The organism is Streptomyces sp. NPDC058291, from assembly GCF_042880855.1.
Taxonomy (GTDB): Bacteria; Actinomycetota; Actinomycetes; order Streptomycetales; family Streptomycetaceae; genus Streptomyces.
In genome coordinates, this window is sequence record NZ_JBHVYK010000108.1 from 1 (window position 1) to 25,103 (window position 25,103).

27 protein-coding genes are annotated in these 25,103 nt (G+C 72.9%); 9 read left to right on the top strand and 18 right to left on the bottom strand.

Annotation, left to right across the window (positions count from 1 at the left end):
* Window positions 1–83 precede the first annotated feature (83 nt).
* Both glnII and ACFVYK_RS33875 read right to left on the bottom strand, forming a co-directional pair.
* Window positions 84–1,115 carry a glutamine synthetase gene (glnII, locus tag ACFVYK_RS33870; RefSeq protein WP_389780564.1) on the bottom strand — a complete coding sequence of 344 codons (1,032 nt, stop codon included), beginning with the start codon at window positions 1,113–1,115 and terminating at the stop codon, window positions 84–86.
* A gap of 437 nt (window positions 1,116–1,552) precedes the next feature.
* Window positions 1,553–2,002 (bottom strand): MarR family winged helix-turn-helix transcriptional regulator, encoded by a 450-nt coding sequence (locus ACFVYK_RS33875; protein ID WP_389780565.1) that lies wholly within the window; start codon window positions 2,000–2,002, stop codon window positions 1,553–1,555.
* Window positions 2,003–2,127: 125 nt separating this feature from the next.
* Between ACFVYK_RS33875 and ACFVYK_RS33880 the strand changes: the two genes are divergently transcribed.
* Window positions 2,128–2,973: an alpha/beta fold hydrolase gene (locus ACFVYK_RS33880; RefSeq protein ID WP_389780566.1), complete on the top strand. Its 846-nt coding sequence runs from the start codon at window positions 2,128–2,130 to the stop codon at window positions 2,971–2,973.
* A 3-nt stretch (window positions 2,974–2,976) separates the two neighbouring features.
* On the opposite strand, the gene ACFVYK_RS33885 is transcribed toward ACFVYK_RS33880, so the two are convergent.
* Both ACFVYK_RS33885 and ACFVYK_RS33890 read right to left on the bottom strand, forming a co-directional pair.
* On the bottom strand, window positions 2,977–3,717 hold the full coding sequence (locus ACFVYK_RS33885) for a hypothetical protein (protein WP_389780567.1): 741 nt from the start codon (window positions 3,715–3,717) through the stop codon (window positions 2,977–2,979).
* Between the two features lie 367 nt (window positions 3,718–4,084).
* Window positions 4,085–4,444: an arsenate reductase family protein gene (locus tag ACFVYK_RS33890; RefSeq protein ID WP_389780568.1), complete on the bottom strand. Its 360-nt coding sequence runs from the start codon at window positions 4,442–4,444 to the stop codon at window positions 4,085–4,087.
* A gap of 141 nt (window positions 4,445–4,585) precedes the next feature.
* On the opposite strand from ACFVYK_RS33890, the gene ACFVYK_RS33895 reads away from it, so the two are divergent.
* Window positions 4,586–4,900 carry a hypothetical protein gene (locus tag ACFVYK_RS33895; RefSeq protein ID WP_389780569.1) on the top strand — a complete coding sequence of 105 codons (315 nt, stop codon included), beginning with the start codon at window positions 4,586–4,588 and terminating at the stop codon, window positions 4,898–4,900.
* A 115-nt stretch (window positions 4,901–5,015) separates the two neighbouring features.
* On the opposite strand, the gene ACFVYK_RS33900 is transcribed toward ACFVYK_RS33895, so the two are convergent.
* Complete coding sequence (locus ACFVYK_RS33900; protein ID WP_389780570.1) at window positions 5,016–6,200, bottom strand: winged helix DNA-binding domain-containing protein; 1,185 nt, start codon at window positions 6,198–6,200, stop codon at window positions 5,016–5,018.
* Window positions 6,201–6,653: 453 nt separating this feature from the next.
* Between ACFVYK_RS33900 and ACFVYK_RS33905 the strand changes: the two genes are divergently transcribed.
* Both ACFVYK_RS33905 and ACFVYK_RS33910 read left to right on the top strand, forming a co-directional pair.
* Window positions 6,654–7,994 (top strand): DUF2252 domain-containing protein, encoded by a 1,341-nt coding sequence (locus tag ACFVYK_RS33905; protein WP_389780571.1) that lies wholly within the window; start codon window positions 6,654–6,656, stop codon window positions 7,992–7,994.
* Window positions 7,995–8,100: 106 nt separating this feature from the next.
* Window positions 8,101–8,379 (top strand): hypothetical protein, encoded by a 279-nt coding sequence (locus ACFVYK_RS33910; RefSeq protein WP_389780572.1) that lies wholly within the window; start codon window positions 8,101–8,103, stop codon window positions 8,377–8,379.
* Window positions 8,380–8,413: 34 nt separating this feature from the next.
* On the opposite strand, the gene ACFVYK_RS33915 is transcribed toward ACFVYK_RS33910, so the two are convergent.
* From ACFVYK_RS33915 to glnA, 4 genes are all read right to left on the bottom strand, one after another.
* A complete protein-coding gene (locus ACFVYK_RS33915) occupies window positions 8,414–9,070 on the bottom strand; it encodes a hypothetical protein (RefSeq protein ID WP_389780573.1) in 657 nt (218 codons plus the stop codon).
* A gap of 5 nt (window positions 9,071–9,075) precedes the next feature.
* Window positions 9,076–9,996 carry a zinc metalloprotease HtpX gene (htpX, locus tag ACFVYK_RS33920; RefSeq protein WP_389780574.1) on the bottom strand — a complete coding sequence of 307 codons (921 nt, stop codon included), beginning with the start codon at window positions 9,994–9,996 and terminating at the stop codon, window positions 9,076–9,078.
* A gap of 104 nt (window positions 9,997–10,100) precedes the next feature.
* Entirely contained in the window at window positions 10,101–10,358 is a 258-nt protein-coding gene (locus ACFVYK_RS33925) for a hypothetical protein (protein ID WP_389780575.1), read from the bottom strand.
* Between the two features lie 117 nt (window positions 10,359–10,475).
* Window positions 10,476–11,885: a type I glutamate--ammonia ligase gene (glnA, locus tag ACFVYK_RS33930; protein ID WP_389780576.1), complete on the bottom strand. Its 1,410-nt coding sequence runs from the start codon at window positions 11,883–11,885 to the stop codon at window positions 10,476–10,478.
* A gap of 197 nt (window positions 11,886–12,082) precedes the next feature.
* On the opposite strand from glnA, the gene ACFVYK_RS33935 reads away from it, so the two are divergent.
* Window positions 12,083–12,550, top strand: coding sequence for an RDD family protein (locus ACFVYK_RS33935; RefSeq protein ID WP_389780577.1), 468 nt, complete (start codon window positions 12,083–12,085; stop codon window positions 12,548–12,550).
* 159 nt (window positions 12,551–12,709) lie between these two features.
* On the opposite strand, the gene ACFVYK_RS33940 is transcribed toward ACFVYK_RS33935, so the two are convergent.
* The 4 genes from ACFVYK_RS33940 to lipB form a co-directional block, all read right to left on the bottom strand.
* The gene (locus tag ACFVYK_RS33940; protein WP_351355805.1) at window positions 12,710–13,414 is read right to left on the bottom strand and encodes a DUF4191 domain-containing protein; all 705 of its coding nucleotides are present in this window, start codon (window positions 13,412–13,414) and stop codon (window positions 12,710–12,712) included.
* Window positions 13,415–13,491: 77 nt separating this feature from the next.
* The gene (locus tag ACFVYK_RS33945) at window positions 13,492–13,692 is read right to left on the bottom strand and encodes a hypothetical protein (protein ID WP_256907311.1); all 201 of its coding nucleotides are present in this window, start codon (window positions 13,690–13,692) and stop codon (window positions 13,492–13,494) included.
* A gap of 288 nt (window positions 13,693–13,980) precedes the next feature.
* Window positions 13,981–14,946 carry a lipoyl synthase gene (gene lipA / locus ACFVYK_RS33950; RefSeq protein ID WP_389780578.1) on the bottom strand — a complete coding sequence of 322 codons (966 nt, stop codon included), beginning with the start codon at window positions 14,944–14,946 and terminating at the stop codon, window positions 13,981–13,983.
* 84 nt (window positions 14,947–15,030) lie between these two features.
* Window positions 15,031–15,828 (bottom strand): lipoyl(octanoyl) transferase LipB, encoded by a 798-nt coding sequence (lipB, locus tag ACFVYK_RS33955; protein WP_389780579.1) that lies wholly within the window; start codon window positions 15,826–15,828, stop codon window positions 15,031–15,033.
* A gap of 245 nt (window positions 15,829–16,073) precedes the next feature.
* Between lipB and ACFVYK_RS33960 the strand changes: the two genes are divergently transcribed.
* The gene (locus ACFVYK_RS33960; RefSeq protein WP_389780580.1) at window positions 16,074–17,663 is read left to right on the top strand and encodes a regulator; all 1,590 of its coding nucleotides are present in this window, start codon (window positions 16,074–16,076) and stop codon (window positions 17,661–17,663) included.
* A gap of 85 nt (window positions 17,664–17,748) precedes the next feature.
* On the opposite strand, the gene ACFVYK_RS33965 is transcribed toward ACFVYK_RS33960, so the two are convergent.
* Both ACFVYK_RS33965 and ACFVYK_RS33970 read right to left on the bottom strand, forming a co-directional pair.
* Window positions 17,749–19,167: an NAD(P)/FAD-dependent oxidoreductase gene (locus ACFVYK_RS33965; protein ID WP_389780581.1), complete on the bottom strand. Its 1,419-nt coding sequence runs from the start codon at window positions 19,165–19,167 to the stop codon at window positions 17,749–17,751.
* 161 nt (window positions 19,168–19,328) lie between these two features.
* Window positions 19,329–20,222 carry a TIGR01777 family oxidoreductase gene (locus ACFVYK_RS33970; RefSeq protein ID WP_389780582.1) on the bottom strand — a complete coding sequence of 298 codons (894 nt, stop codon included), beginning with the start codon at window positions 20,220–20,222 and terminating at the stop codon, window positions 19,329–19,331.
* Window positions 20,223–20,293: 71 nt separating this feature from the next.
* Here ACFVYK_RS33970 and ACFVYK_RS33975 point away from each other — a divergent pair, with 71 nt between their 5' ends.
* The gene (locus ACFVYK_RS33975) at window positions 20,294–20,791 is read left to right on the top strand and encodes a GNAT family N-acetyltransferase (protein WP_389780583.1); all 498 of its coding nucleotides are present in this window, start codon (window positions 20,294–20,296) and stop codon (window positions 20,789–20,791) included.
* A gap of 18 nt (window positions 20,792–20,809) precedes the next feature.
* Here the strand turns inward: ACFVYK_RS33975 and ACFVYK_RS33980 are convergent, their stop codons facing one another.
* On the bottom strand, window positions 20,810–21,994 hold the full coding sequence (locus tag ACFVYK_RS33980) for a MarP family serine protease (protein WP_389780584.1): 1,185 nt from the start codon (window positions 21,992–21,994) through the stop codon (window positions 20,810–20,812).
* Between the two features lie 197 nt (window positions 21,995–22,191).
* Between ACFVYK_RS33980 and ACFVYK_RS33985 the strand changes: the two genes are divergently transcribed.
* Both ACFVYK_RS33985 and ACFVYK_RS33990 read left to right on the top strand, forming a co-directional pair.
* Window positions 22,192–23,040, top strand: a complete 849-nt coding sequence (locus ACFVYK_RS33985; protein ID WP_389780585.1) for a peptidoglycan recognition protein — start codon at window positions 22,192–22,194, stop codon at window positions 23,038–23,040.
* Between the two features lie 72 nt (window positions 23,041–23,112).
* Window positions 23,113–23,352, top strand: coding sequence for a hypothetical protein (locus tag ACFVYK_RS33990; protein WP_389780586.1), 240 nt, complete (start codon window positions 23,113–23,115; stop codon window positions 23,350–23,352).
* A gap of 58 nt (window positions 23,353–23,410) precedes the next feature.
* Here the strand turns inward: ACFVYK_RS33990 and ACFVYK_RS33995 are convergent, their stop codons facing one another.
* Together ACFVYK_RS33995 and ACFVYK_RS34000 are read right to left on the bottom strand one after the other, a co-directional pair.
* Window positions 23,411–23,932, bottom strand: a complete 522-nt coding sequence (locus tag ACFVYK_RS33995; protein ID WP_389780588.1) for a DUF4240 domain-containing protein — start codon at window positions 23,930–23,932, stop codon at window positions 23,411–23,413.
* A gap of 56 nt (window positions 23,933–23,988) precedes the next feature.
* Window positions 23,989–24,972, bottom strand: coding sequence for a helix-turn-helix transcriptional regulator (locus ACFVYK_RS34000; RefSeq protein ID WP_389780587.1), 984 nt, complete (start codon window positions 24,970–24,972; stop codon window positions 23,989–23,991).
* Window positions 24,973–25,103 lie beyond the last annotated feature (131 nt).

Here is a 25,103-nt window from a genome sequence, read left to right on the forward strand (position 1 = left end):
GGGCACCGGCGGCGGAGGGGCGCTTGGGCAGCCCGAAGGGGCGCCCGCCGAGCCGGCGGACGCCCCTTCGGGAAGAGCGGGGATCAGACCTGGGCGGCCTTCTCCAGCGCCGAGCAGCAGGTGTCCACGATCAGCCGGGTCACCAGGTACGGGTCGACGTTGGCGTTCGGACGGCGGTCCTCGATGTAGCCCTTGCCGTCCTTCTCGACCTGCCACGGGATGCGGACCGAGGCGCCGCGGTCGGAGACGCCGTAGGAGTACTCGTTCCACGGGGCGGTCTCGTGCAGTCCCGTCAGACGGTCGTCGATGCCGGCGCCGTAGTTCTTGACGTGGTCGAGCGGCTTGGAGCCCTCGCCGAGCGACTCGCACGCGGTGATGATCGCGTCGTAGCCCTCGCGCATCGCCTTGGTGGAGAAGTTGGTGTGCGCGCCGGCGCCGTTCCAGTCGCCCTTGACCGGCTTGGGGTCGAGGGTGGCGGCGACGCCGAAGTCCTCGGCGGTGCGGTAGAGCAGCCAGCGGGCCACCCACAGCTGGTCGGAGACCTCCAGCGGGGCCAGCGGGCCGACCTGGAACTCCCACTGGCCGGGCATGACCTCGGCGTTGATGCCGGAGATGCCGAGACCGGCGGCGAGGCAGTTGTCGAGGTGCGCCTCGACGACCTCGCGGCCGAAGATCTCGTCCGCGCCGACACCGCAGTAGTAGCCGCCCTGCGGGGCCGGGAAGCCGCCCTTGGGGAAGCCGAGCGGGTAACCGTCCTGGAAGAAGGTGTACTCCTGCTCGATGCCGAAGATCGGCTCCTGGGCGGCGAACTTCTCGGCGACCTCGGCGAGCGCGGCACGGGTGTTGGACTCGTGCGGCGTCATGTCGATGTTGAGGACCTCGCACAGGACGAGGATGTCGTCGCCGCCGCGGACCGGGTCCGGGCAGGTGAAGACCGGCTTGAGGACACGGTCCGAGGCGTGGCCCTCGGCCTGGTTCGTGGAGGACCCGTCGAAGCCCCAGATCGGCAGCGCGTCGAGACCGGCGGGAGCGCCGTCGATGATCTTCGTCTTGGAACGGAGCTTAGCCGTCGGCTGGGTGCCGTCGATCCAGATGTACTCAGCCTTGAAGGTCACGGGCCACTTCCTTCGGGGGTGTGTCTGACGCACTTGCGGGTGCTGCGGCGCTGCGGCACTGGGGCGCCGCCTGTTTGCCCGGAAGCTTGTCAACAGGCGATTTCCCGATCATTGCTCGAATGTGAACCCCGTGTTACCTGGTGGTTCTGTGGTGCGGTTCACGCGGTGAGGTGTTTCCGCAGACCGCAGACCGCAGATCGCAGACCGCAGATCGCAGACCGCCGTTCACAGATCGCCGTTCGCAGACCGCAGACCGCAGACCGCAGACCGCAGACCGCCGTTCGCGGGCCGCAGGGGGCGCGGAAGGGCCGTAGCGGCGCGAGACGGGTGGGGCCACGGGCGCAAGCGCGGGCGACGAGGGGCCCGGGGCGGGCGGGGGCGGGCGGTGGCTCGTATGCGAGGGGTGTGGGCGGCCGGAAAGGGGGCACGCGCGGCCGTCAGCCGGCCTCGGCCGCCGCTCGGCGCACCCCCGCCAGGAAGCCGTGGATCGCGGCCCGCTCCCGCTCGTCGTAGCCGTCCATCAGGTCGACCACCTCTGCGATGAGCGGCCCGAAGAAGGCCTGACCCAGCTCCACCGCGCGCTCGTCCACCTCGACGACCACCTTGCGCCGGTCCGTCGCGGCGCGCACCCGCCGCACGTGCCCCGCGCGCTCCAGGCGGTCGACGAGGGCGGTCGTCCCCGCGGAGTTCAGCCCGAGCGCGGCCCCGAGCCGCCCGGCGGTGACCTCCTCGGCGGCCCGCCGCGCCTCCATGAGGACGATCAGCGCGCGCACGTCCGTCGGGTGCATGCCGTTGCGGTGCGCGAACCGGGCGCTGTGCAGCCCGAGTTCCACCGTCACCGCGCGCAGCAGGTGCACGGTCTCCAGCCTCGGGTCATCGGTCGGCATCGGCGGCGCTCCCTCGAGTATCATCTCGCTCAGCGACTCTCTCGCTCAGCGAGATGGTATCCGAGCCAGGCAGGCAGGCAGGCATGCGGACAGCATGCAGCGGTCAGGCAGGAGGGCAGGGCTTCATGAGCGCGTACGACGACGGCGCCTTCCAGGCGGCCTACGACGACGTCATGGCCAAGTGGCCGGCCGACCGCGAGGCCGTCCGGATCCCCACCCCGTTCGGCACGGCGTACGTCAACGTGTGCGGGCCGCGCGACGCGCCCGCACTGCTGCTCCTGCCCGGCGGCGGCGGAGCGACCTCGGCATCCTGGTTCGCCCAGGCGTCCGGCCTCGCTCACGTGCGGCGGGTGTACGCCCTGGATCTCGTCGGGGCGGCGGGCCGCAGCACAGGGAGCGGGGTGCGGACCCTCGCCGACCTCGACGCCTGGCTGGACGCGGTGCTGACCGGCCTGGGCATCGACCGGGCGGACGTCGGCGGGCACTCCTACGGCGGCTGGCTCGCGCTCCGCCTCGCGCTGCGCGCCCCCGAGCGGGTACGCCGCCTGTTCCTCCTCGACCCGACCCAGTGCTTCGCCGGGTACAAGGCGGCGTACCTGCTGCGCGCCCTGCCGATGCTGGTGCGGCCCGACCCGCGCCGGGTGCGCGCCTTCCTGCTGTGGGAGACCGCCGGGACGGCCCCGGACCCCGACTGCCTCCGACTGCAGGAGACGGCCGCCGGATGTCCGGTGGAACGGCCGGTGACCGGTCCGCGCCCGGGGCCGGACGCGCTGCGCGGGCTCCGGACGCCGGTCCTGCTGCTCGTGGCCGCGAACAGCAGGACTCACGACGTCCGTGAACTGACGGCCCGGGCGGGCGAGACGGTGCGCGATCTGGAGACGATCGTCCTCCCGGACGTCTCGCACCACGCGCTGCCCTCCGCCCTGCCCTGTGAGGCGGGCCGTCGGCTCATCGTGTTCCTCGGCGGCTGAACCTCACCCCACCTTCTCGATCAGGGCCCGCCGGATGAGGAACTTGCCCGGCTCACGGACCTGTTCGAAGGCCGCGTTGTTGAGCAGGGCGCAACTGCCGGAGACCGAGGTCACCTCGACGGTGGTGGACTTGTCGTTGTCCAGGTTGGTGACCTTCAGTTTGGTCCCCGCCGGGAACTGGTTGCTCGACGCGGCCGGGGCGCCGCCCTCGCCGGAGAGGGTGACCGTGGAACCGTTGCAGACCTGGCGGCCGGACGCGGCGGCGCCGCCGTTTCCCGCGGCCCCGTTGTTCGCGCCGTTCCCGGCGTTGCCCGCGGGGGCGGTGGCCGCCTGCGACGGCCGGCCAGCCTGAGCCCCGCCCGCCTGAGCCCCGCCCGCCTGAGCCCCGCCCGTCTGGGTCCCGCCCGTCTGGGAGTCCTGAGCCGACTCCCCGACGGCGCACCCGGACGCCTTCTGCTGGACCTTGATCTGCGCGATGACCGCCTCACGGTTGGCGATGCGCGCCTCGGACTGCGCGTCCGGAGCGGCCCGCTGGCCGTCGATGAACTTCTGGTTGTTGCCGAGGGCGGTGGCAAGCCCCTGACAGACCGTCGAGTCGGCGGCCGACAGCGGTGTGGCGTTCTGCGGTGTCTGTGCGGCGTTCGAGGTGTTCGCCATCGCGAAGGCCCCGGCGCCCGCGACCGCCGCCGCGCCGACGAGCAGCGCGATCTTCTTCTTCGTGCCGACACTTCTCCTGCGCGACATGCGCGCCTCCTGAGGGATAGGGGAGCGTACGCCGCTATGTACGAGATACCGAACGACGTGACTCAGCGGCCCCCGGAGTCAGTTGAGGTGACGTGCGTCACAACGCTACGAAGGGAGGGCGCCGCGAAGGGAGGGAGGGGAGGCCGGACGGCCCGGGGCGGGGTCGGCGAGGTGTGCCCGGAGTGCGACTTCCAGCCGGAGACGAGTCGGGTGATGGCCCGGGCCACCTCTTCACGGCGGGGAAGGGGAAGCGGCGCTGTCCCGCCGGCCCGATCCCGGCCGCCCGGCCCCCTTCCGGCCCCCTCCGCCCCGGCCGGCCGTCTGCAACTCCCGCCGCGTGCAGGGGAGTCGGACGCCGTTCAGGGGCCTACCGGGACAGGGCGTCCCGCACCGCCTCGTCCGTGCGGGCCACGAGCGCGGTTCCGTCGTCCGCCGTGATGATCGGTCGCTGGATGAGGGCGGGGTGGGTGGCGAGCGCGCCGATCCAGCGTTCGCGCGCGCCCGCGTCCCGCGGCCAGTCCTTCAGGCCGAGTTCGCGGGCCGCGGCCTCCTGGGTGCGGGTGATGTCCCAGGGCTCCAGACCGAGACGGTCGAGCACCTCCCTGATCTCGTCCTCGCTCGGCACGTCCTCCAGGTAGCGGCGGACGGTGTAGTCCGCGCCCTCGGCGTCGAGGAGGGTGAGGGCGCTGCGGCACTTGGAACAGGCGGGGTTGATCCAGATCTCCATGGCTGCCACGGTAGCCCGAAGTCGAGCCGAAAGCCCCTGTGATCAGGGGCTTTTGTCAGTGGCGGGCAGTAGAATAGAAGCAGTGTTCGAGGGTCCGCCGGAGGCGCCGGATCGGGCCCTGACCGCGACAGGAGGATGCCTGTGCCCGCTGCCGCACTGAAGCCGAAGCCGTCCGCGACCCAGTCCACCGCGAAGCGTTCCGTCCAACTCGACCTGCCCTGTGTGCCCGTGCAGAAGCGGCCGTTGCCGCCCGGGCGCCCTCGCGAGTGGTACGTCACGCACAACCGTCGTCTCAAGGCGATGCGTCTCGCCATCGCACTGCTCGATCTCGGCGTCTACCTGCCGAACCAGGCCCGGAACGAGAGGATCCGCAGCACGGCCGAACTGATCGGCGTCCACCCGCCGTCGGAGACGACGTGCCACATGGTGCGGGCGCTGATGCGCTACAGCCGGTGAGCCGGTGAGCCGGTGAGCCGGTGAGCCCATGAGCGGGTGAGCGGGTGAGCCGGGTGCCGGGCGTCGTCGTGGAGACGGCGCCCGGCACTGTAGTGACAGGGCGACCTCTCCCGTCTCAGCCCGCCAACTCCTTCTCCAGCGGCGTCCGGAACCTCGGCGTCACCCGGGTCGAGCCGAGCCAGGCCCCAAGTCGCTCCGCCTCGGCCTCGATCGCCGCCAGCGCCTCGCCGCCCACGCCCTGGGCGTCCAGGACCCGCCACACGATCTCCCCGTCGGCGCGTCGGGCCCAACCCCCCACCACCCGGCCGTCCCACCACACCGTCGGCCCCACGTTGCCGCTGTAGTCGAACAGGGCGGGGCGCAGCTCCGGAGCCAGGTACCAGTCCCGGCCCTGCCAGCCCATGGCCGTCGGGTCCAGCGCCGGCAGCAGGGCCGCCCACGGCTCCGAGGGGACGGGCGCGGGATCCACGTCGCCGTCGACGACATGTCCCGTGCCCTCGTCGAGGGTCACCGCCTGTGCCCCGATCGCCGTCAGCGCCCGCCGGAGGTCCGTCACCCGCCAGCCCGTCCACCACTTCAGGTCGGCCTCCGTGGCCGGGCCGCACGCCGCCAGCCAGCGCCGGAGCAACTCCGACTGGGCCTGTGCCGACGGGAGTTCGGGATGCTCGGGAGCGAGCGCCCAGCGGAACTGGCTGGACGTCCACGAGCCCAGCGGGCGCCCTCTGACCACCTTGCCCTCCACGCCCAGCACCCTCAGCAGCCGGGTCACCACGGTGTGGACGCCCTCGTAGGGCTTGCCGGCCGCGTACACGAACTGCTCCCGCAGGCGCGGCTCCTCGCGGGCCAGCTCGGCGGCCGTCGCCTGCCCGAGCCGGGCCAGGGCTGCCAACGCCGACTCCTCGACCTCCTTCAGCCAGACCACGTCCGGGGCGCCGGCCTTCGCCATGTCCTTCACGAGGGCGGCCCGCTCCCGGGCGGCCACCGCGAGCCCGGTCGAGGCGTGCACGACGGCCGTCGACTCAGTCGGGAACACGAAGACCGTGTGCCGCATGCCGTGCATGCGCACGAGGCTCCGGTCCGTGTACAGCGCCCGGTCCGTCTCCGGCACGGTCACCGACGGGTCGGCGAGGCGGGCGCCGACCGCCAGGTAGACCGTCGCCGGGTCGGTTCCGTGCAGGGCCACCAACGCGTCGGCCACCGCCTCGGGCGTCGTGACCCGCGCCTCGGGGGCCAGCCGGTGCCGCAGCGCCAGCCTGGCCCGCCGCTCCGCGACGCCGACGTACCGCTGTCCGTCACCCATGTCCGTCCTCCACCCGTCCTCCACCCGTCCTTCATCCGTCTTCGCCCGGTCCTCGCCCCGCGCCGTCCCGTCGCGTCAGGGGCCGGCCCGACGCCTGGTACGGCCGCTCTCCGGCCGCCGTCCGGTCGGCCCGGGCCTCGGGCGGACGGGGCCTCGGGCGGACGCCGTCACCGTCATGTCGTCGTCCGCCACTCGTCCCTGTCCGCATCTTCCCCGACACCACTGACAACCGGACCCGACGGCGGGCCCGCCGTCCGCGATCGCCGTCCCGGCGCGTCGTCGGTCGTTCCCGGGCGTCACCCGTTCGATGGATCCGGCGTGCGGACGGCCCCGCTGCGGCCTTCACTGCCAACAGAAGCTCGGCGACGGCTCGGCGACGCTCGGGGCGACTGCTCCGGGCGGTCCTGGAGCGGTCCTGGGACGGGAGGCGGACGTGGTGCGAAGGCGACGCGGGTGACCACCCCCGCCGAGCGGGCCCGGCGCGGCAAGGCCGCCCGCAAACGCGTCACCAGGTCCGCGCACGCCGCCTGGCTCCCGTCGGTCGACCGGCCCGACCCCGTCGCCGTGCTGCAACGGCAGGACCGGGAGCGGCTGCCCGAGCTGCTGCCCGTCCGCTACGGCAGGATGGCCGACTCGCCCTTCGCGTTCCTGCGCGGCTCGGCCGCCGTCATGGCCGGCGACCTGGCGTCGCAGCCGCACACCGGGCTGACCGTGCAACTGTGCGGCGACGCCCACCTGTCGAACTTCGGGGTCTACGCCTCCCCGGAACGGGCGCTGCACTTCGACCTCGACGACTTCGACGAGACGTTCCCCGGCCCCTTCGAATGGGACGTCAAACGGCTCGCCGTCTCCCTCGCGGTGGCCGCCCGCGAGAACGGCCACCCCGAGACCCGGGTGCACCGCGTCGCCCTGGAGGCCGTGGCCGCCTACCGCGACGCCATGCGACGGCTGGCCCGGCTGGGCGAACTCGCCGTCTGGTACGAGCGGATCGACGCCGAGCGGCTCCTGCCCCTGGTGCGCCCCGCCCGGCGCCGCGGACGGTCCGGGGCCAGCCTCACCCGCGCCCGCCGCCGAACCGGCCTCCAGCCCCTCGGCAAACTCACCGAGACCGTCGACGGACGGCGCCGTATCGTCCACGACCCGCCACTGCTCGAACCCGCGGGCGCCGCCGACAGCGCCGCGCTGCGCAAGATCTTCAGCGACTACCGGTCCACCCTCACCGAGGAGCGCCGCCTGCTGCTGGACCGCTACCGCTTCGTCGACGCCGCCCGCAAGGTCGTCGGCGTCGGCAGCGTCGGCACCCGCTGTTTCGTGGTGCTGCTCGCCGGCCGCGACGCCGAGGACCCGCTGCTCCTGCAGATCAAGGAGGCCCGCGCGTCCGTCCTGGAGGCGCACCTGCCCGGTGGGCCCTACGTCCATCCCGGCCATCGGGTCGTCGCCGGGCAGCGGCTGCTGCAGGCCGCCGGCGACGTCTTCCTGGGCTGGATGACCGGGCCGCAGGGGCGCGCCTTCTACTGGCGTCAGCTGCGCGACACGAAGGGCTGCGCCGACGTCGCGGAGATGACGCCAGCCGCCCTGCGGGCGTACGCACGGCTGTGCGGGGCCGCGCTGGCCCGGGCCCACGCGCGGTCCGGCGACCGGCTGGCCATCGCGGGCTACCTGGGCGGCGGTGACACCTTCGAGCGCGCCGTCGCCGAGTTCGCCCTGGCCTACGCCGCCCAGACCGTCGTCGACCACACGGCCCTGGGCACGGCGATCGCGGCAGGGCTGGTGACGGCCACCCCGGGCATCTGAGAAAAGGAGATGCACGGTGAGTGACGGTTTCTCTACTCTGAAGGCGTCGCCCGCACCCTTCGCAACGCTCGGTAATCGTCTGTCCTGCCCAGGAAGGAGGCCCGCCATGGGCACCGTCGTCCTCTCCGGGACCGTCGTCCTGGTGGTCCTGGGATTCGGAAACCCGCTGTACTGGCTCGCCGCGGTCGCCGTGCTCTTCCTGTACGTCCGCTACGGGCTCGGCGCGTCGTCGCCGCCCGCGGGGCCCGCGCCGAGCGTGGGACCGGCGCCGACCACGTACAAGGCCTACCGCGAGCGCCGTGACACCCAGGCCAAGTGGGAGCGCCGCTACCGTCGCGAGCGCCCCCTGGAGCACCGCTGCCAGGAGCACGAGCACGGCAGGTAGAACCGTACGGAGCCGTCCACCGGGGTGGGGCGCCCTAGAGGCCGGGGGCGCCCCACACCGGGAACCAGCGGCTCAGGTCCTGCTCGATCCGCAGGTCGTTCGCGAGCGCGGCCCGCACCTGCAACTCCAGCGCGTTGTCGCGCCGCTGCCCGGCCCCGGGCAGCGGCGCGAACGGGTAGAACGAACCGCGCTTGTACAGATACACGAGCCCCAGCCGCCGCCCTGCGGCATCTCCTGACACACCTGACACACCGGCTGTCGCATCGCCTCCGGCATCGGCTCCCGCGCCCCCTCCCGCGCGTTCCTCGAACCCGGCCAGCGAGCACAGCAGCTGCGGCCCGAAGCCATTGACCTCCATCGCGGTGTTCACCGCGTGCAGATCGTTGACCAGCGCCGACAACGCGTCGGGCGCGCGGTCCGAGACCAGCCAGGAGTAGCCGTAGTCGTCCCGCACGAGCCGCACCGGCGGCCCGGTGCGCTCGGTGTCCGCGTCCAGGAGCGCCTGGACCTCGCGGTGCGTCTGCTCGAAGGCCGAGCCCTCGACGGTGGCGAAGCACACGGCGCCCCGCCCGGTCGGCGTGAACCCGGCGGCCGCCTCCAGCGTCACCGCCGCCGAAGGCAGCGCGAACAGCTGGTCGAGGTCCGGTTCGACCGGCTTGGTCCGGCCGAGCAGGATGTCCAGCAGACCCATGCCGTTCAGTCCGCCTTTCCGGGCGTGGCCGCCTCGCCCAGTTCGGCGGAGATCCGCCCCAACTGGTCGAGGCGCTGCCCCAGGCTCGGGTGGGTGGAGAAGAAGCGCTCGATGCCGGGCTCCCTGCCGGTGGCCGGGGTGAAGTAGAACGCGTTGAAGGCCTGGGCGGTGCGCAGGTCCTTGGTCGGGATCCGGGCGATGTCGCCGGACACCTTGGACAGCGCCGACGCCAGCGCCGAGGGCCGACCGGTGAGCAGCGCAGCGGCGCGGTCGGCGGCCAGCTCCCGGTACCGCGACAGTGCCCTGATCAGCAGGAAGCTGAGCGCGTACACGGCGGCCGACACCCCCAGCACGGCGGCGAAGACGGCGGCGGTGTTCTGGTCCCGGCGGCCGCCGCCGAACACCTGCGAGTAGAAGGCGAACCGCACGATCAGCCCCGCGATCACGCCCAGGAACGAGGCGACCGTGATCACGGCCACGTCCTTGTGCGCCACGTGTGACAGCTCGTGCGCGAGCACGCCCTCCAGTTCGGCCGGCTCCAGTCGGCGCAGCAGTCCCGTCGTCACGCACACCACCGCGTTGTGGGGATTGCGCCCGGTGGCGAACGCGTTGGGCATGTCCATGGCCGACACGGCGACGACCGGCTTGGGCATGTCCGACAGGGCGCACAGCCGGTCCACGACGGCGTGCAGCTCGGGATACTCCTCCCGCTCCACGACCCGCCCGTGCATCGCGAACAGGGCGATCCGGTCGGAGAACCAGAACTGCGCGACGAACATGGCGGCGATCAGCGCCACCACCAGCACCCACGACTTCAGCAACACGATCAGCGCGACGAAGAACGCCACGTACAGCAGTCCGAGCAGGAACAGGGTGACCGTCATCCGCACGGTCAGCCCACGGTCGCTCCGGAAACGGCTCCGCATCTGCACCACCCCGCAGTCAGGCACTCGCCCCACTGCCCATTGTGCGCCTGCGCCCGCCATGGGCAGGCCCGGATCGACCCTGCGGGAAGCAAAGGAATGCCGGCTCAGAAGTTGGAGATCAACCGCACCCACCCGAGCAGGAGGATCACGCCCGCCACGCACCCCAGCACCAGCGCCGTCGACAGCCATGAAGACCGCTGAGGGGCCGCCGGACCCGGGTCCCCCCGGAACGGCACCGGTCGCGGAGGGTCCTCCTTCCAGCGGGCGGCCAGCATGCGGGCGCGCGCGGAGGGCTCCTTGTGGGGTGCGGCGTCCGCCCACCTGAGGTCGAACTCCCGCTCCGTGTCGTCCTGTTCGGGCATCCCCGTGTCTCCCCGTCACCCGTTCTCGAACAGCAGTGCCAGAAACCATACGACGACGCCCCCGTCCTGAGAAACAGGAAACGGGGGCGTCACCACGGGCCTGCGGGCCCGGGCCGATCACACGTCGAAGTACAGCTCGAACTCGTGCGGGTGCGGGCGCAGCTGCAGCGGGGCGATCTCGTTCGTGCGCTTGTAGTCGATCCACGTCTCGATCAGGTCGGACGTGAAGACGTCGCCGGCGAGGAGGAACTCGTGGTCCGCCTCCAGGCGGTCCAGGACGGCCGGGAGCGAGGTCGGGACCTGCGCGACGCCCGCGTGCTCCTCGGGGGCCAGCTCGTAGAGGTCCTTGTCGATCGGCTCGGCCGGCTCGATCTTGTTCTTGATGCCGTCCAGACCCGCGAGCAGCAGGGCGGAGAAGGCGAGGTAGGGGTTGCCGGAGGAGTCGGGCGCGCGGAACTCGACGCGCTTGGCCTTCGGGTTGGAGCCGGTGATCGGGATGCGCATCGCTGCGGAGCGGTTGCGCTGCGAGTACACCAGGTTGACCGGCGCCTCGAAGCCCGGGACCAGGCGGTGGTAGGAGTTCACCGTCGGGTTGGTGAAGGCCAGCAGCGACGGGGCGTGCTTGAGGATGCCGCCGATGTAGTAGCGGGCCATGTCCGACAGGCCCGCGTAACCGGCCTCGTCGTAGAACAGCGGGGAGCCGCCCGCCCACAGCGACTGGTGGACGTGCATGCCCGAGCCGTTGTCGCCGAAGATCGGCTTCGGCATGAAGGTCGCGGTCTTGCCGTTGCGCCAGGCGACGTTCTTCACGATGTACTTGAAGAGCTGGAGGTCGTCGGCCGCGGCGAGCAGCGTGTTGAACTTGTAGTTGATCTCGGCCTGGCCGGCGGTGCCCACCTCATGGTGCTGGCGCTCGACCTGGAGGCCGGACGCGGCCAGCTCCAGGGAGATCTCCGCACGCAGGTCGGCGAAGTGGTCGACCGGCGGGGTCGGGAAGTAGCCGCCCTTGTAGCGGACCTTGTAACCGCGGTTGTTCTCGACCGCGCCGGTGTTCCAGGCGCCGGCCTCGGAGTCGATGTGGTAGAAGGACTCGTTCGCGCTGGTCGAGAAGCGCACGCTGTCGAAGACGTAGAACTCGGCCTCGGGGCCGAAGTACGCGGTGTCGGCGATACCGGTCGACGCCAGGTAGGCCTCCGCCTTCTTCGCCACGTTGCGCGGGTCACGGGAGTACTGCTCGCCCGTGATCGGGTCGTGGATGAAGAAGTTGATGTTCAGCGTCTTGTCACGGCGGAACGGGTCCACGCGCGAGGTCGACAGGTCGGCGCGCAGCGCCATGTCGGACTCGTGGATGGCCTGGAAGCCGCGGATCGAGGAGCCGTCGAAGGCGAGCTCCTCGTCCGGGTCGAACGCCTCGACGGGCAGCGTGAAGTGCTGCATGACGCCCGGCAGGTCGCAGAAGCGGACGTCGACGAACTTGACGTCCTCGTCCGCGATGAACTTCTTGGCCTCGTCGGCGTTCTGGAACATCCAGCTCCTCCTACTCCCGGCCGTCGAGCCGGGGTGGTAGTTCGTTCGTGCTGCCAGTGCGGTGGCACACGCTGTCGTCGACCCTAGGGACGGGTGGTTTCTCGTGCGTGACCCATTTGTTTCGCACAAGTTAACCGGACCCCGTCCGGTGTACCCCACCTGTCCGTATCGCGAAACGGGCGCAGTACCGTGGACGCGTGGACAACAGGGATGCAATCGGCTCGTGGCTGTCCGGCCCGCGCGCGGCCGCCGAGGACGCCGGTGTCGACTTCGGATACCGGGGCGAGCAGCTCGGACTGCCGGAGCACGGACCGGGCTCGATCGCCCGTCCCGGCCGGCGGCTGGGCGCGCTCGCCGTCGACTGGGGCCTCAGCGTCTTGATCGCATACAGCTTGATCACCGACGGCTACCGGCCCGCGACCGGCAACTGGGCGCTGCTGATCTTCCTGGTCATGAGCCTCCTGACCGTCACCACCCTCGGCTTCACGCCGGGCAAGCGCCTCTTCGGCCTGCGGGTGGCATCCGTCGACACCGGCGCGGTCAGCCCCGTGCGCTCCGCGGTGCGCACGGTTCTGCTCTGCCTGGCCGTGCCGGCCCTGATCTGGGACCGCGACGGCCGCGGCCTGCACGACCGGCTGGCCCGAACGGTGGAAGTGCGCGGCTGAGACGCGGCGCACACCCTCACGCGGTACGGCGCACACCCTCACGCGGTACGGCGCACGCCCTCACGCGGTACGCGGTGCTTGCACGAGCAAGGGGCGCCCGGAGTGATCCGGGCGCCCCTTGCTCGTGCACGTGGGGGAGGCCGTACGCAGCGGTGAGGCTCAGCGGGCCTTGCCGCCGCCGCCCTTCGGCAGGCGCATGCCCTTGGGCATCGGCCCCTTCGGCAGCGGCATGTTGCTCATCAGGTCGCCCAGCGCGCGCAGCCGGTCGTTGGTGGCGGTGACCTGCGGGCCGGCCAGGACGCGGGGGTACTTCAGCAGGGTGGTGCGCAGCTTCTTCAGCTCGACCTGGCCCTCGCCGGTGCCGACGATCACGTCGTACACGGGCACGTCCGCGACGATGCGGTTCATCTTCTTCTTCTCGGCGGCCAAGAGGCTCTTCACCCGGTTCGGGTTGCCCTCGGCGACCAGGACGATGCCGGCCTTGCCGACGGCTCGGTGCACCACGTCCTGGCTGCGGTTCATCGCCACCGCGGGGGTCGTCGTCCAGCCCCGGCCGATGTTGTCCAGGACGGCCGCGGCCGCGCCCGGCTGGCCCTCCATCTGACCGAAGGCGGCCCGCTCGGCCCGGCGTCCGAACACGATCGCCGTCGCCAGGAAGGCGAGCAGGAAGCCGAGGATGCCCAGGTAGACCGGGTGGCCGATCAGGAAGCCGATCGCGAGAAAGACGCCGAAGGTGAGGAGGAAGACGCCCGCGAGCACGAAACCGATCGTCTTGTCGGCCTTGCGGGTCATCTTGAACGTCAGGGCGATCTGCTTCAGTCGCCCGGGGTTAGCGGCGTCCGCCGCGCTGTCACTTCTCGCCATGCCAGGAAGTCTACGTGCCCCCAGGAGCGCCTACGACGGCAGGAGGGGAGGTGTGGGGAGTGCGGGGAGGGGTCGGGTCAGGGGCGGACGGAGGTGACCGCTTCGAGGACGCGCTGCGCCTCGACCCGGTCCTTGGCGCGACGGCGGTCCTCCAGCACGGAGGTCCAGGCGTTGCGACGGGCGGTGCGCTGACCACTGCTCAGGAGCAGCGACTCGACGGCGCGCAGCGCCGTGCTGAAGGTCGGGATCGCGGTGGCGCGGACGGGCGCGGCCTGCATGACGGGTGTCCCCCTAGGACGGCTTCGGGTACGGGGTTTACGGGACAGTGGTGCACGTGACGTGATAGCAGCGTCACTGTTTGGTGTTACCAGGGCGTGACCGAGCGGTCAAACGCGAATGAAACCTCGGTGCGGGGGGCCGAAACGCTGACGCGGCCCCGACGTACGTCCTCATCTGCGGGGACGGCCGGGACCGCGTCATATCGGTCAGTACTGGTCAGTAGGTACTTGTGCGTGAGTTCACACACTCGGCTTGCGGCCGTACGGCGCAAGAGAGGTGACGTCGCGTCAGACCGCCTGGGTGGCGACGAAGGAGCCACGCTTCTCGACGGCCATCCGGTAGAGGCGCCCGGCGCGGTAGGAGGACCGTACCAGCGGACCGGACATCACGCCGGAGAAGCCGATCTGCTCGGCCTCCTCCTTCAGCTCGACGAACTCGTGCGGCTTCACCCAGCGCTCCACCGGATGGTGGCGCACGGAGGGCCGCAGGTACTGCGTGATGGTGACCAGCTCGCAGCCGGCCTCGTGCAGCTGCCGGAGCGCGTCGCTGACCTCCTCGCGGGTCTCGCCCATGCCGAGGATCAGGTTCGACTTGGTGACGAGCCCGTAGTCGCGGGCGGCCGTGATGACGCCCAGCGAACGCTCGTAGCGGAAGCCGGGCCGGATCCGCTTGAAGATCCGCGGCACCGTCTCGACGTTGTGCGCGAAGACCTCGGGGCGCGCGGAGAAGACCTCCGCGAGCTGCTCCGGGACGGCGTTGAAGTCGGGGGCGAGCAGCTCCACCTTGGTGCGCCCGGCCTCCCGCGCGGCGGTCTGGGCGTGGATCTGCCGGACCGTCTCGGCGTACAGCCATGCTCCGCCGTCCGCCAGGTCGTCGCGGGCCACGCCGGTGATGGTGGCGTAGTTCAGGTCCATCGTGACGACGGACTCGCCGACGCGGCGCGGCTCGTCACGGTCGAGCGCCTCGGGCTTGCCGGTGTCGATCTGGCAGAAGTCGCACCGCCGGGTGCACTGGTCGCCGCCGATGAGGAAGGTCGCCTCGCGGTCCTCCCAGCACTCGTAGATGTTGGGACAGCCGGCTTCCTGGCAGACGGTGTGCAGCCCCTCGCTCTTCACGAGGTTCTGCATCTTCGTGTACTCGGGACCCATCTTCGCCCGGGTCTTGATCCACTCGGGCTTGCGCTCGATGGGGGTCTGGCTGTTGCGGACCTCCAGGCGCAGCATCTTGCGTCCGTCGGGTGCGACTGCGGACACGACCGGCTCCCTAGCGATTGATTCTTCGGCGTCCTTAAGCGTACGCCCGTGGATTTGAAAGTCCGGCGGTGGTGCCGACCCCGGTCAGGCCGAGGCCCGCTCGATCTCGCGCGGCTTCGGCTCCGCGTTCTCCAGAACGTCCGCCAGGTGCCGCTCCACGACGGGCAGCACCTCGTCGATCGTGACGTCCCGGCCCAGTTCGTTCGCCAGCGAGGCGACGCCCGCGTCCCGGATCCCGCACGGGATGATCCGGTCGAACCACTTGTTGTCCGGGTTCACGTTGAGCGCGAAGCCGTGCATCGTGACGCCCTTGGCGACCCGGATGCCGATCTGGGCGAGCTTGCGGTCCTCGCGGCGCTGGCCGGCGTTGGAGGGGGCGTACTCGGGGCCGTTGAGGCGCGGGTCGAACTGGTCGTCGGTGAGCCGGGGGTCGAAGTCCAGCGACAGACCGCCGAGCGAGGGGCGGTGCTCCACCGGATCGCCGAGCACCCACACTCCGCTGCGGCCCTCGACCCGGGTGGTCTCGAGGCCGAACTCCGCGCACGCCAGGATCAGGGCCTCCTCCAGGCGCCGCACGTGGGCGACGACGTCGACCGGACGCGGCAGCTTCAGGATCGGGTAGCCCACCAGCTGGCCGGGGCCGTGCCAGGTGATCTTGCCGCCGCGGTCCACGTCGACGACCGGGGTGCCGTCCAGGGGGCGCTCGTCGGGGGCCGTGCGCCGGCCGGCCGTGTAGACGGGTGGATGCTCCAGGAGCAGCACGGTGTCCGGGACCTCGTCGGCGAACCGCGCCGCGTGCACGCGGCGCTGCTCGTCCCACGCCTCCTGGTACTCGACGGCGTTCTCGCCGAACCCCATCCGGACGAACCGCAGCTCGCTCACGGCAAGCGCCTCCCTGGAAAGTCGTCAGGCGCGTGGCGCGCCCAAGCCACTGTACGTCCGCCCGCTCCGCGTCAGTCCCACGGCCAATCCTCACACGATCGGATGAATGAATCCGGAGGCGTGCGACCGGCTGCTTACTCTCCGCTACATTCGCGCCGTTCATGAGGCCAAAAGGGCTGATCACCGCATCAGCGCACTTCATCCGGGCACGTCACAGGCCCGGTAGGCAGGAGACCGCACCGCAGATGACGGAACGACCCGCGCAGCGCACTCCCAACCGCCAGCTCGCCGCGCTCATCGCCGAAGCGGGCTTCTCCAACGCGGGACTGGCCCGTCGCGTCGATCAGCTCGGCCTCGAACACGGGCTGGACCTCAGATACGACAAGACGTCCGTCACCCGGTGGCTGCGCGGGCAGCAACCCCGCGGCACCACCCCCGCCCTGATCGCCGAGGTCTTCACCCGGCGGCTGGGCCGTCGCCTCACCGCCCAGGACCTCGGCCTGGACGCGTGCGCCCCCGTCTACGCCGGCCTGGAGTTCGCGAGCACCCCCGAGGAGGCCGTCGACATCGTCGGCGGGCTGTGGCGCAAGGACTCCGGCAGCCACGCCGAGCTCCGCAAGATCGCCTTCACCCCGGCGGGGCTCGTCGTGCCCAGCCGGGACTGGCTGATCGGGCGGGCCGACGACAAGGTCGCCCGCAGCGAGTCACCCGCCCGCGTGCCCCTCCAGGGCCGTCCGGGAGGCAGGCCCGGCGCACCCCAGCACCCCGGCGCAGCCCAGCACCCCGGCGCAGCCCAGCACCCCGGCGCAGCCCAGCACCCCGGCTCCCCGCACCCGGCCTCCCCACACCCCGCGGCGGCCCCCGCACGGGCGGGGGCCGGGCCGGCGGTCATGCCCCGGCAGCGCGGTCAGGGCAGCGAGCGCGGCCCGGGCCAGCGGGTCACCGGCGGGGACATCGCCGCGCTCCGCTCGGTCGGCGAGCTCTTTCGCACCCTGGACGACAGGTACGGCGGCGGCCACGCCCGCCAGGCCCTCGTGCGCTACCTGGAGCACGAGTGCGAGCCGATGCTGCGCGGCTCCTACGGGGAGCAGACCGGCCGCCGTCTGTTCGGCGCGGCCGCCGACCTGACCCGCCTCGCGGGCTGGACCTCCTTCGACATCGCCGCGCACGGCCTGGCCCAGCGCTACTTCGTCCAGGCGCTGCGGCTGTCCCAGGCGGCCGGCGACCGGGCGCACGGGGCCTTCGTGCTCGTCACCATGAGCCGCCAGGCCGTCTACCTGGGCCACGGGCGCGAGGCGGTGCAGCTCGCGCGGGTGGCTCAGCAGGGCGTCGGGTCGGGCGCCCCGCCCGTCGTGCAGGCGCTGCTGCACTCGGCGGAGGCGCGCGGGCACGGCGTGCTCGGCGAGGTGCGCGCCTCCACCGCCGCCCTCGTGCGCGCCGAACGGGCGCTGGAGGCGGCCAAGTCGGGCGACGAGGTGCCGTACTGGGCCCGCTTCTTCGACGAGGCCCAGCTCGCCGACGAGTTCGGGCACTGCCACCGCGACCTCCAGCAGTTCCGGGCGGCGGCGCAGCACGCCGAGCGCTCGCTGCAGCTGCGTCCCGCCGCCCATGCCCGCAGCAGGCTGTTCTGCCGGGTCGTCCTCGCCTCGGCCCGGCTCGGCCTCGGCGAACTCGACCAGGCCTGCCAGCTCGCCGCGGAGGCCGCCGGGCAGGCGGCGGAGATGCGGTCGGTGCGGGCCGTGGAGTACGTCAGGGACTTCGAGCGCAGGCTGGAGCCCTACAAGGACGCGGCCCCGGTCCGGATCTACCGGGACAAGGTGGCGGCCCTGGGCTAGGTGGCGGCCCTGGGCTAGGTGGCGGCCCTGGGCCGACCGACGCACCGCCCCGCCCCCCCCCGGGGGGCCGCAGGGGGCGGGGCGGTCAGGCCGCCGCCTGCTCCTCGCGCGATGCCCGGCGCGGGTCGGCCGCGTTCAGCGAGCCGACGGCGCCGAGGTCGCTCACGATCGCCGACGCGGCCCGGAGCGCCGAGTGCAGAGCGCCCTGCACGGTGCTGGTGTCCCGGTGGTCGCCGCACACGTACAGGCCCGCCAGCAGCCGCACCGCGCGCCGCAGATCGTGCGGCGCCCGCATCGCCGGCACCGCCTCGGCGGTGTGATGCACGGCCAGCGTCTCCCACCGCGTGGTCGAGACGCCGTACAGCCGCGACAGATGCATGCGGACGGCGGTGTCGACGCCCGGCGGGGGCGTGCCCAGGACCGTGGACGAGATCAGCGTGCGGCCCCCCGGCGCCCGGCTCGGGTCGACCCGGCTGACCACCGCCGTGTGCGCGACAGGGCCGCCCCGGTCGGCGTCCAGGAGCAGTGCGGCGCCGGTCGGCGGCGGCTCGTCCGTCGTGTGGTGGACGACCGTCACCGGATGGAAGCCGGGCACCCGCAGGCCGGGCAGCAGTTCGGCCGCGGTGCGCGCGTCGGTGGCCACCAGGACGGCCCGGCAGCGGAACTCGCCGTGCTCGGCGGTGGTCACCGAGGTGGTGGAGACCGAGGTGACCCGCACCCCGGTGTGCACGGCGCCCGCCGGCAGGGTCCGCGCGAGTAACTCCGGCAGCACCTCGGCCCCGCCCTCCGGCACTGCCAGCCGGCCGGCCGCGAAGGCGCGCAGCGCTAGGTCCGCGCACCGGCTGGAGGTGGTGAGGTCCGGGTCGCACAGCAGGGCGGCGAGCAGCGGACGCAGAAAGCCGTCGACGGTGCGGGCGGGCAGACCGCGGGACGCGAGGGCCTGCGCGGCCGGCGACTCGGGCCGGCGCAGCAGCCGTTCGACGGGGGTGACGGCGAGCCGGGTGAGCGCGGCGCCCAGCCTCGCCTGGTCGACGGCGCTGCCCAGCGGCGCGCCCGCCCGGACCCTGGGCGGGGCGGCCGGACGGCCCTGTGCGGGCAGGGAGCCGCCGGCGCGCGGCCGGGGCAGTCCGCCCGGCCGAGGAGCGCTCGCCAGGGCGCGTACAGCGTGCAGTGCGCCCCTTGCGCTCCCGGCGCCCGCCTGCGCGCCGGCGCGATGATGACGCCCGTCGCTGTGCAGCAGGACGCCCGGCGCGAACGGACGCAGCACGAGCGCGTCCAGCCCCGGCGTCGAGGCCAGTTCGGGGTAGGCCGTGGACAGCAGCTGCCCGATGCGGTCGAGGCGGAACCCGTCGACCTTCTCCGTCGACATGCGGCCGCCCACGTAAGGGGCTGCTTCCAGGACCGCGGTCGTTACTCCTGCGCTGGTCAGCCGGTGCGCGGCGGAGAGACCGGCGACTCCGGCTCCCACCACGACGACGTCTGCCTGGTACGCGGGCTCAAGCACGTGCCCCTCCTCGAGGTTGCGCGGCCGGTGGAGACGTCATGCCCCCAACAGCCGTCCCGGATACCCGAGTTCGGATCGAGGTTAGGGCTGTGATCGGTCAGGAACAGTCGCGCATCGACAGGGCACGGTCGCACGCCGGTCGCATGCGGTCACGAAGCGGATCAGGCGGCTCGGATGGCGTCCTCGATCCCGGGGAACGCGAAGACGAACCCTGACTCCAGCAGCCGCTTCGGTACCACCCGCGCACTGCCGAGCACGTCCCCGGCCATCTCGCCCAGCACCGTGCGCAGCACCGGCGCCGGCACCGGGAAGAGCGTCGGGCGGCGCAGCACCCGTCCCATCGCCGCGGTGATCTCCCGGTTGGTCAGCGGCTCGGGCGCGGTCAGGTTGAAGGGCCCCGACAGGTCGTCGCGGTCGATGAGGTGCCGGATCGCCGCCACCTCGTCGTGCAGGGCGATGTAGGACCAGTACTGGCGGCCGTCGCCCATCCGCCCGCCAAGCCCGGCGGTGAACAGCGGGAACAGCTTGCCCCAGGCCCCGCCGCCGCGGGACACCACCAGCCCGGTGCGGGTGAGGACCGTACGGACGCCCGCGTCCTGCGCCGGGGCCGCGGCCGCCTCCCACTCGACGCACAGCTCCGGCAGGAAGCCGGTCCCGGCGGGGGAGCTCTCGTCCACGGTCCGCTCGCCCGTCTCGCCGTACAGGCCCATCGCGCTGCCGTTGACGAACACCCGCGGCGGCGCGTCGAGCGAGGCGACGGCCCTGGCCAGCGCGGCCGTTCCGTGCACCCGGCTGTCGTGGATCCGCCGCTTGTAGGCGTCGCTCCAGCGCCGGTCGCCGACGCCGGCCCCGGCCAGGTTGACCACGACGTCGCATCCGGCGAGCCCGGACGGGTCCACCTGCCCCTTCTCCGGGTCCCAGCGGATCTCGTCCGCCCCCCGGGGCGCGTGGCGGACCAGGCGGCGCACCTCATGCCCGTCCGAGGTCAGAGACCGCACCAGGGCGCTGCCGATCAGACCGGACGCGCCGGCCACCGCGATTCGCGTACGTTCCATGCGGTCATCCTGCCCGCGGACCGGATAAAACCCTCGTCCGCTCGCCGCCCGCCCGCAATAGGGTGACCGCCATGCCCGAGCCCTCGGTACTCCGCATACGCCCCGCGCTTCCCTCCGACGAGGACGCGCTGGCCCTCGTCGACCGCGCGACCTGGTCCCCGCTGCACGCCGTCGCGCCGCGGCCGCAGCCGCCGTACGAGCCCTTCTTCGACGAGCGGCACGTCCCCGAGGACCATCTGGTCGCCGAACTCGACGGCCGCGTCGTCGGATACCTCCGTCTGGTCCTGCCCACCTCGCTGGCCTGCAACGCGCACGTCCGGCAGATCCAGGGCCTCGCCGTCCTGGACGAGGCGCGCGGCCGGGGCGTCGGACGGGCCCTGCTCCGCTCCGCCGTCGAGGAGACCCGCCGGCAGGGCGCCCGCCGGATCACCCTGCGCGTCCTCGGCCACAACGCCCCCGCCCGGGGCCTCTACGCGTCCGAGGGGTTCGTGGTCGAGGGAGTGCTCCCGGAGGAGTTCCTGCTGGACGGGACGTACGTGGACGACGTGTTCATGGGCCGGTCGGTCTAGCGTCCCCGCGCGCGGCGCTCAGGAGGTCACCAGCTTGCCCGTGTCCACGGGGCGCGTCGCCGTCGCCGCCTGTTCGGCGTCGTCGGCGACCTCGGCCGCCGTCAGCACGTACCCCGTCTCGTCGTCGGAGGTGGAACGGGCGAAGACCACGCCGTAGACCCGGCCCGTCGTGGTCAGCAGCGGACCGCCGGAGTTGCCCGGGCGCACCGTGGAGCGGATCGAGTAGATCTCGCGGGTGACGATCTCGTCGTTGTAGATGTTCCGGCCGGTCGCCTTCACCCGGTTCGCGACCGTGGCCGCCTGCAGGTTCAGATCGCCGTCCTGCGGATAGCCGGCGACGACCGCCGAGTCCCCGCGCGAGGCGGCGTCGTCGAAGCCCAGGACGGGGGCCCGCAGCTCCGGCACGTACAGCACGGCCACGTCCCGGTCCGGGTCGAAGAGCACCACGCGCGCGGGGTACGACCGCCCCACGCCGCCGATCCGCACGCTCGGACGGTCGATCCCCGCCACCACGTGCGCGTTGGTCATCACGTGCTCGCTCGCGTAGACGAAGCCGCTGCCCTCGCGGCCCTGATCGCCCGAGGAACCCTCGATCTTCACCGTGCTGCGTCTGGCCGCGTCGGTCGCGCGCGCGGTGACGCTGTCGCCGGTGGGCCTGGCGACCTCGGCCGTCGACTCGTTCTCGAACGGGTTGAAGACCTGCGGGAAGCCCGCCTGGGTCAGCGCCGACGTCGCCCGGGAGAACCAGGTCGGCGTGGTGTCGGGCATGGCGTCCTGCACGGCCCCCAGCAGTCGCGAGTCCCGTATCGACGACGTGACCACCGGCGACGAGGACGCGCCCAGCACGCTCGCCGCCACCCACGCCACGATCAGCACCGCCACCGTGTTCGCCGCCGCCCCACCGACCCCGTCGGCCACCCGCAGCGGCCCCCGGTCCAGCTCGCGCCGCAGCTGCAGCCCCAGCCGGCCCGCCAGCTCGTGCCCCACCACCGCGGGGACCAGGACCGCGAACACCGCCGTGATCGTCGCCGCCGTCGTCCCCGGCGTCACCAGGTCCATCAGCCACGGCAGGACCCACACGCCGATCATCGCGCCGCCCACGAACCCGGCCAGCGAGACGCAGCCCGCCACCAGCCCGCGCCGGTAGCCGGAAGCGGCGTAGGCCAGGATCACCAGCGCCAGCAGGATGTCGAGCAGGTCCACGCGGCCCCCTTTCTCTCGGATCCCTAGTACGTGCGGGAAGGGCCCAGTGATCAGCTACCCGTCGAGCACGCGCGCGTGACGGCGGACACCCGCCACCCGGGCGTGCACCTCGTAAAACGGCGTGCACCGGGAGGATGGTTCCACCAGGTGGCACAGCACACATCGCGGGCGGACCGGAACCGGCCGACAGTGGAGCCATGTGTGCCCTCCGACCGGCCTCCCGCTCCGCGCGGGGCGGACGCGGACGGTCCCCGGCGCGGATACCGGGCCCGCTCCTCGTGCTCCTCGGCTGCCTGCCCGGCCTCGCCGCCGTCGCCGCGCTGGGGCTGTGCGCGGGCGACGTCGAGCACGCCGCCCGCCCCGCGCCGTCCGCCCGAGCGGCCGACGCGCGCGCCGCCGCGCACCGGGCGGCCCGGCCGCCCATCGTCCCGCGCGCCGCCTGGCTGGACGACCTGGCCCGCCACGCGCAGCCGCCCCCGCGCTACGACGACAAGGTCGTCGCCGTCTTCGTCCACCACACCGACTCGCCCAACGGCTACGACTGCGCGGACGCGCCCCGCATCATCCGCTATCTGTACGCGGGCCAGACCGGCGCCCGGAACTGGGACGACATCGGCTACAACTTCCTCGTCGACCGCTGCGGCACCATCTACGAGGGCCGCGCGGGCGGCGTGGACCGTCCCGTCACCGGCGCCCACACCCAGGGCTTCAACCACCGCACGGCCGGCATCGCCGCCCTCGGCACGTTCACCTCCGGCGTCCCGGTCCCGCAGGCGATGGTCGACGCGATCGCCGCCCTGACGGCCTGGAAACTCGGCCTGTCCGGCGTCGACCCGCGGGCGCACGTCCGGCTCACCTCGAGCAACAGTCACAGCCGGTACGCCGCCGGGGTGACCGCCGTCTTCCCCGCCCTGGCCGGCCACCGGGACGGTTACATGACCACCTGCCCCGGCGCCGCGCTCACCGCCCGCCTGCCGGAGATCCGCCGGACGGCGGCGCGCCTGCAGGGCAGAACGGGCGCACGGCCTCTCACAGGAACGCCCTAGGCGGCGTTCAGGGTCCTCCCATCCCCGCGTCCTACGGTCGTGCACATCACGAACCGACCGGAGGCGGGGAACATGAACAGCAGCCGTGAGCAGTCCACGCGGGGGGCCGGGCGCAGCGGGGGGCGGGCCGGCGTCGTCCGCAGGCCCTGGACCGTCCTGTGCGCCGTCGCCGCGGTCGTCCTCGGCCCCGCAGCGGCCACCGCGTCGGCCCTGGAGCAGGCCAACAAGGCGCCGCTGCACCACGCGGTGCGGATCGCCCCGTCGCAGGCGTACCTGCCGGCGGACAGCGCCCGCCGCCGGCTCGCGGCGTGAATCGGGCGGTCGGCCCGAGGGGCCGCCGCGGAGTTCACCCCGGATCCGTCGCGGAGGTTCACTCCTTGAAGCGCTGCCACAGCCGGGGATAGCGCTCGGCCAGCGCCGACTCGTTCTCGAAGTCGACGGGAGTGCCCTCGGGCTCGGCGGGCGCGGGCGGGATGCCGAGGTCCGGGGCGACGTCGCCGGTGAGCTGCTCGTAGGCCTCGTCGGCCGCGTACCCCAGTTCCTCGCCGTCCCCGTCGATCTCCTCGTCGAAGTCGTCCAGCAGGTCGGCCAGCGAGTCCGGGTCGCCGTGCAGGGCGCCCTCGAAAACCTCGCGGCCCTGCCCGATCAGCCAGCACCGGAAGTAGTCGAAGGCGTCATCGCTCGCCCCGTCCAGCAGCAGCCACGCGGCGCCCCACAGATCCCAGCGATAGGCGCGGTTGTAGCGGGACTCGAAATGCCGGGCGAAGTCGAGCACGGAATCCGGGTCCAGCCTCAGCAGCCGCTCCACGAGCTGGTCGGCCTGCTCCTCGGGATCGCCCTCGGCGGCCTCGCGGGAGGCGTCCACCAGCTCCCAGAACTCCGTCTCGTCCATCACGGGTCCAGCATCGTGCCTGACCGTGCGGGACGCACCCGGAGTGCCCGGGATTCTCAGCGCGGCCGGTACAACTCCGCCAACCGCGCCGCGTCCTCGGCGAACCGTCCGCGCAGGGGCTCCGGGGAGACCACCTCGGCCTCCGCCCCCAGCGCGGTGAGCTGGGCGTGCGCCACGACCTGCGACTCCACGCGCAGCGTGACCGTCACCCACCCCCGCTCGTCGGCCTCCCCGGCCGTCGCCAGCGCGTCCCGGGCGGCCACCGGCTCCACCGCGTGCGGCAGCCCGCGCACGCCCGCCTCCGACAGCCGCACGACCACCTCGGACCGCAGGATCGACCGGGCGAAACGCTCGGCCTGGTCGGCCCAGAACCCGGGAAGGTCGAATCCCTCGTCGCGGCTGAAACGATCCGTCAGGCTCTCGGCGCCGACGAACCGGTCGATCCGGTACGTCCGGAACGCTCCGCCGCCGTCGGCCTCCACCCGGGCGCACAGATACCAGACCCCCGCCTTCAGCACGAGCCCGTACGGCTCCAGCTCCCGCTCGGCCTCCCCGTCCCCGCGCCGGTAGCGGGCCCGGACGCGGCGGTCGTCCCACACCGCTTCAGCGATCAGCGGCAGCAGGGCCGGCGCCTCCGGCTCCCGGAACCACGCGGGCGCGTCCAGGTGGAACCGCTGCGCCGCCGCACGCGGGGCGTCCCGCACGGACGGCGCCAGGGCCGCCGAGACCTTCAGCCGCGCCGCCGAGGCGACGTCCGCCAGGCCCATCTCACTCAGCGCCCCCGGCACCCCGCTCAGGAACAGCGCCTCGGCCTCCCCGCGCGCCAGCCCCGTCAGCCGGGTCCGGTACCCGCCGACGAGCCGGTACCCGCCGGCCCGGCCCCGCTCCGCGTACACCGGCACGCCGGCCTCCGACAGCGCCTGCGCGTCCCGCGTGACCGTGCGCTCCGACACCTGCAGCTCCCGCGCCAGCTCGGCGGCGGTCATGGCGGGCCGGGACTGCAGGAGCAGCACCATCTTGATGAGGCGGGCAGCACGCATGCGCCCATGATGCCGGGCCCCACCGACAACGCGGCGGCGACCGGAGAAGCGGGAAGACGGGAAGACGGGAAGACGGCGAGACGGCGGGACGACGAGACGGCGAGACGACGAGGAGGGGTGCGGCCCGGGCC

What these genes read in the sequence shown, in the direction of transcription:
- ACFVYK_RS33940 (WP_351355805.1), bottom strand. Translation starts at nt 13,414, where the DNA reads ATGGCGAGAAGTGACAGCGCGGCGGACGCCGCTAACCCCGGGCGACTG.
- ACFVYK_RS33975 (WP_389780583.1), top strand. Translation starts at nt 20,294, where the DNA reads ATGCCCGAGCCCTCGGTACTCCGCATACGCCCCGCGCTTCCCTCCGAC.
- ACFVYK_RS33915 (WP_389780573.1), bottom strand. Translation starts at nt 9,070, where the DNA reads ATGGGTCTGCTGGACATCCTGCTCGGCCGGACCAAGCCGGTCGAACCG.
- ACFVYK_RS34000 (WP_389780587.1), bottom strand. Translation starts at nt 24,972, where the DNA reads ATGCGTGCTGCCCGCCTCATCAAGATGGTGCTGCTCCTGCAGTCCCGG.
- ACFVYK_RS33910 (WP_389780572.1), top strand. Translation starts at nt 8,101, where the DNA reads ATGGGCACCGTCGTCCTCTCCGGGACCGTCGTCCTGGTGGTCCTGGGA.
- ACFVYK_RS33960 (WP_389780580.1), top strand. Translation starts at nt 16,074, where the DNA reads ATGACGGAACGACCCGCGCAGCGCACTCCCAACCGCCAGCTCGCCGCG.
- ACFVYK_RS33985 (WP_389780585.1), top strand. Translation starts at nt 22,192, where the DNA reads ATGTGTGCCCTCCGACCGGCCTCCCGCTCCGCGCGGGGCGGACGCGGA.
- ACFVYK_RS33900 (WP_389780570.1), bottom strand. Translation starts at nt 6,200, where the DNA reads ATGGGTGACGGACAGCGGTACGTCGGCGTCGCGGAGCGGCGGGCCAGG.
- ACFVYK_RS33885 (WP_389780567.1), bottom strand. Translation starts at nt 3,717, where the DNA reads ATGTCGCGCAGGAGAAGTGTCGGCACGAAGAAGAAGATCGCGCTGCTC.
- ACFVYK_RS33890 (WP_389780568.1), bottom strand. Translation starts at nt 4,444, where the DNA reads ATGGAGATCTGGATCAACCCCGCCTGTTCCAAGTGCCGCAGCGCCCTC.
- ACFVYK_RS33990 (WP_389780586.1), top strand. Translation starts at nt 23,113, where the DNA reads ATGAACAGCAGCCGTGAGCAGTCCACGCGGGGGGCCGGGCGCAGCGGG.
- ACFVYK_RS33880 (WP_389780566.1), top strand. Translation starts at nt 2,128, where the DNA reads ATGAGCGCGTACGACGACGGCGCCTTCCAGGCGGCCTACGACGACGTC.
- ACFVYK_RS33875 (WP_389780565.1), bottom strand. Translation starts at nt 2,002, where the DNA reads ATGCCGACCGATGACCCGAGGCTGGAGACCGTGCACCTGCTGCGCGCG.
- htpX (WP_389780574.1), bottom strand. Translation starts at nt 9,996, where the DNA reads ATGCGGAGCCGTTTCCGGAGCGACCGTGGGCTGACCGTGCGGATGACG.
- ACFVYK_RS33995 (WP_389780588.1), bottom strand. Translation starts at nt 23,932, where the DNA reads ATGGACGAGACGGAGTTCTGGGAGCTGGTGGACGCCTCCCGCGAGGCC.
- ACFVYK_RS33925 (WP_389780575.1), bottom strand. Translation starts at nt 10,358, where the DNA reads ATGCCCGAACAGGACGACACGGAGCGGGAGTTCGACCTCAGGTGGGCG.
- ACFVYK_RS33970 (WP_389780582.1), bottom strand. Translation starts at nt 20,222, where the DNA reads ATGGAACGTACGCGAATCGCGGTGGCCGGCGCGTCCGGTCTGATCGGC.
- ACFVYK_RS33945 (WP_256907311.1), bottom strand. Translation starts at nt 13,692, where the DNA reads ATGCAGGCCGCGCCCGTCCGCGCCACCGCGATCCCGACCTTCAGCACG.
- glnA (WP_389780576.1), bottom strand. Translation starts at nt 11,885, where the DNA reads ATGTTCCAGAACGCCGACGAGGCCAAGAAGTTCATCGCGGACGAGGAC.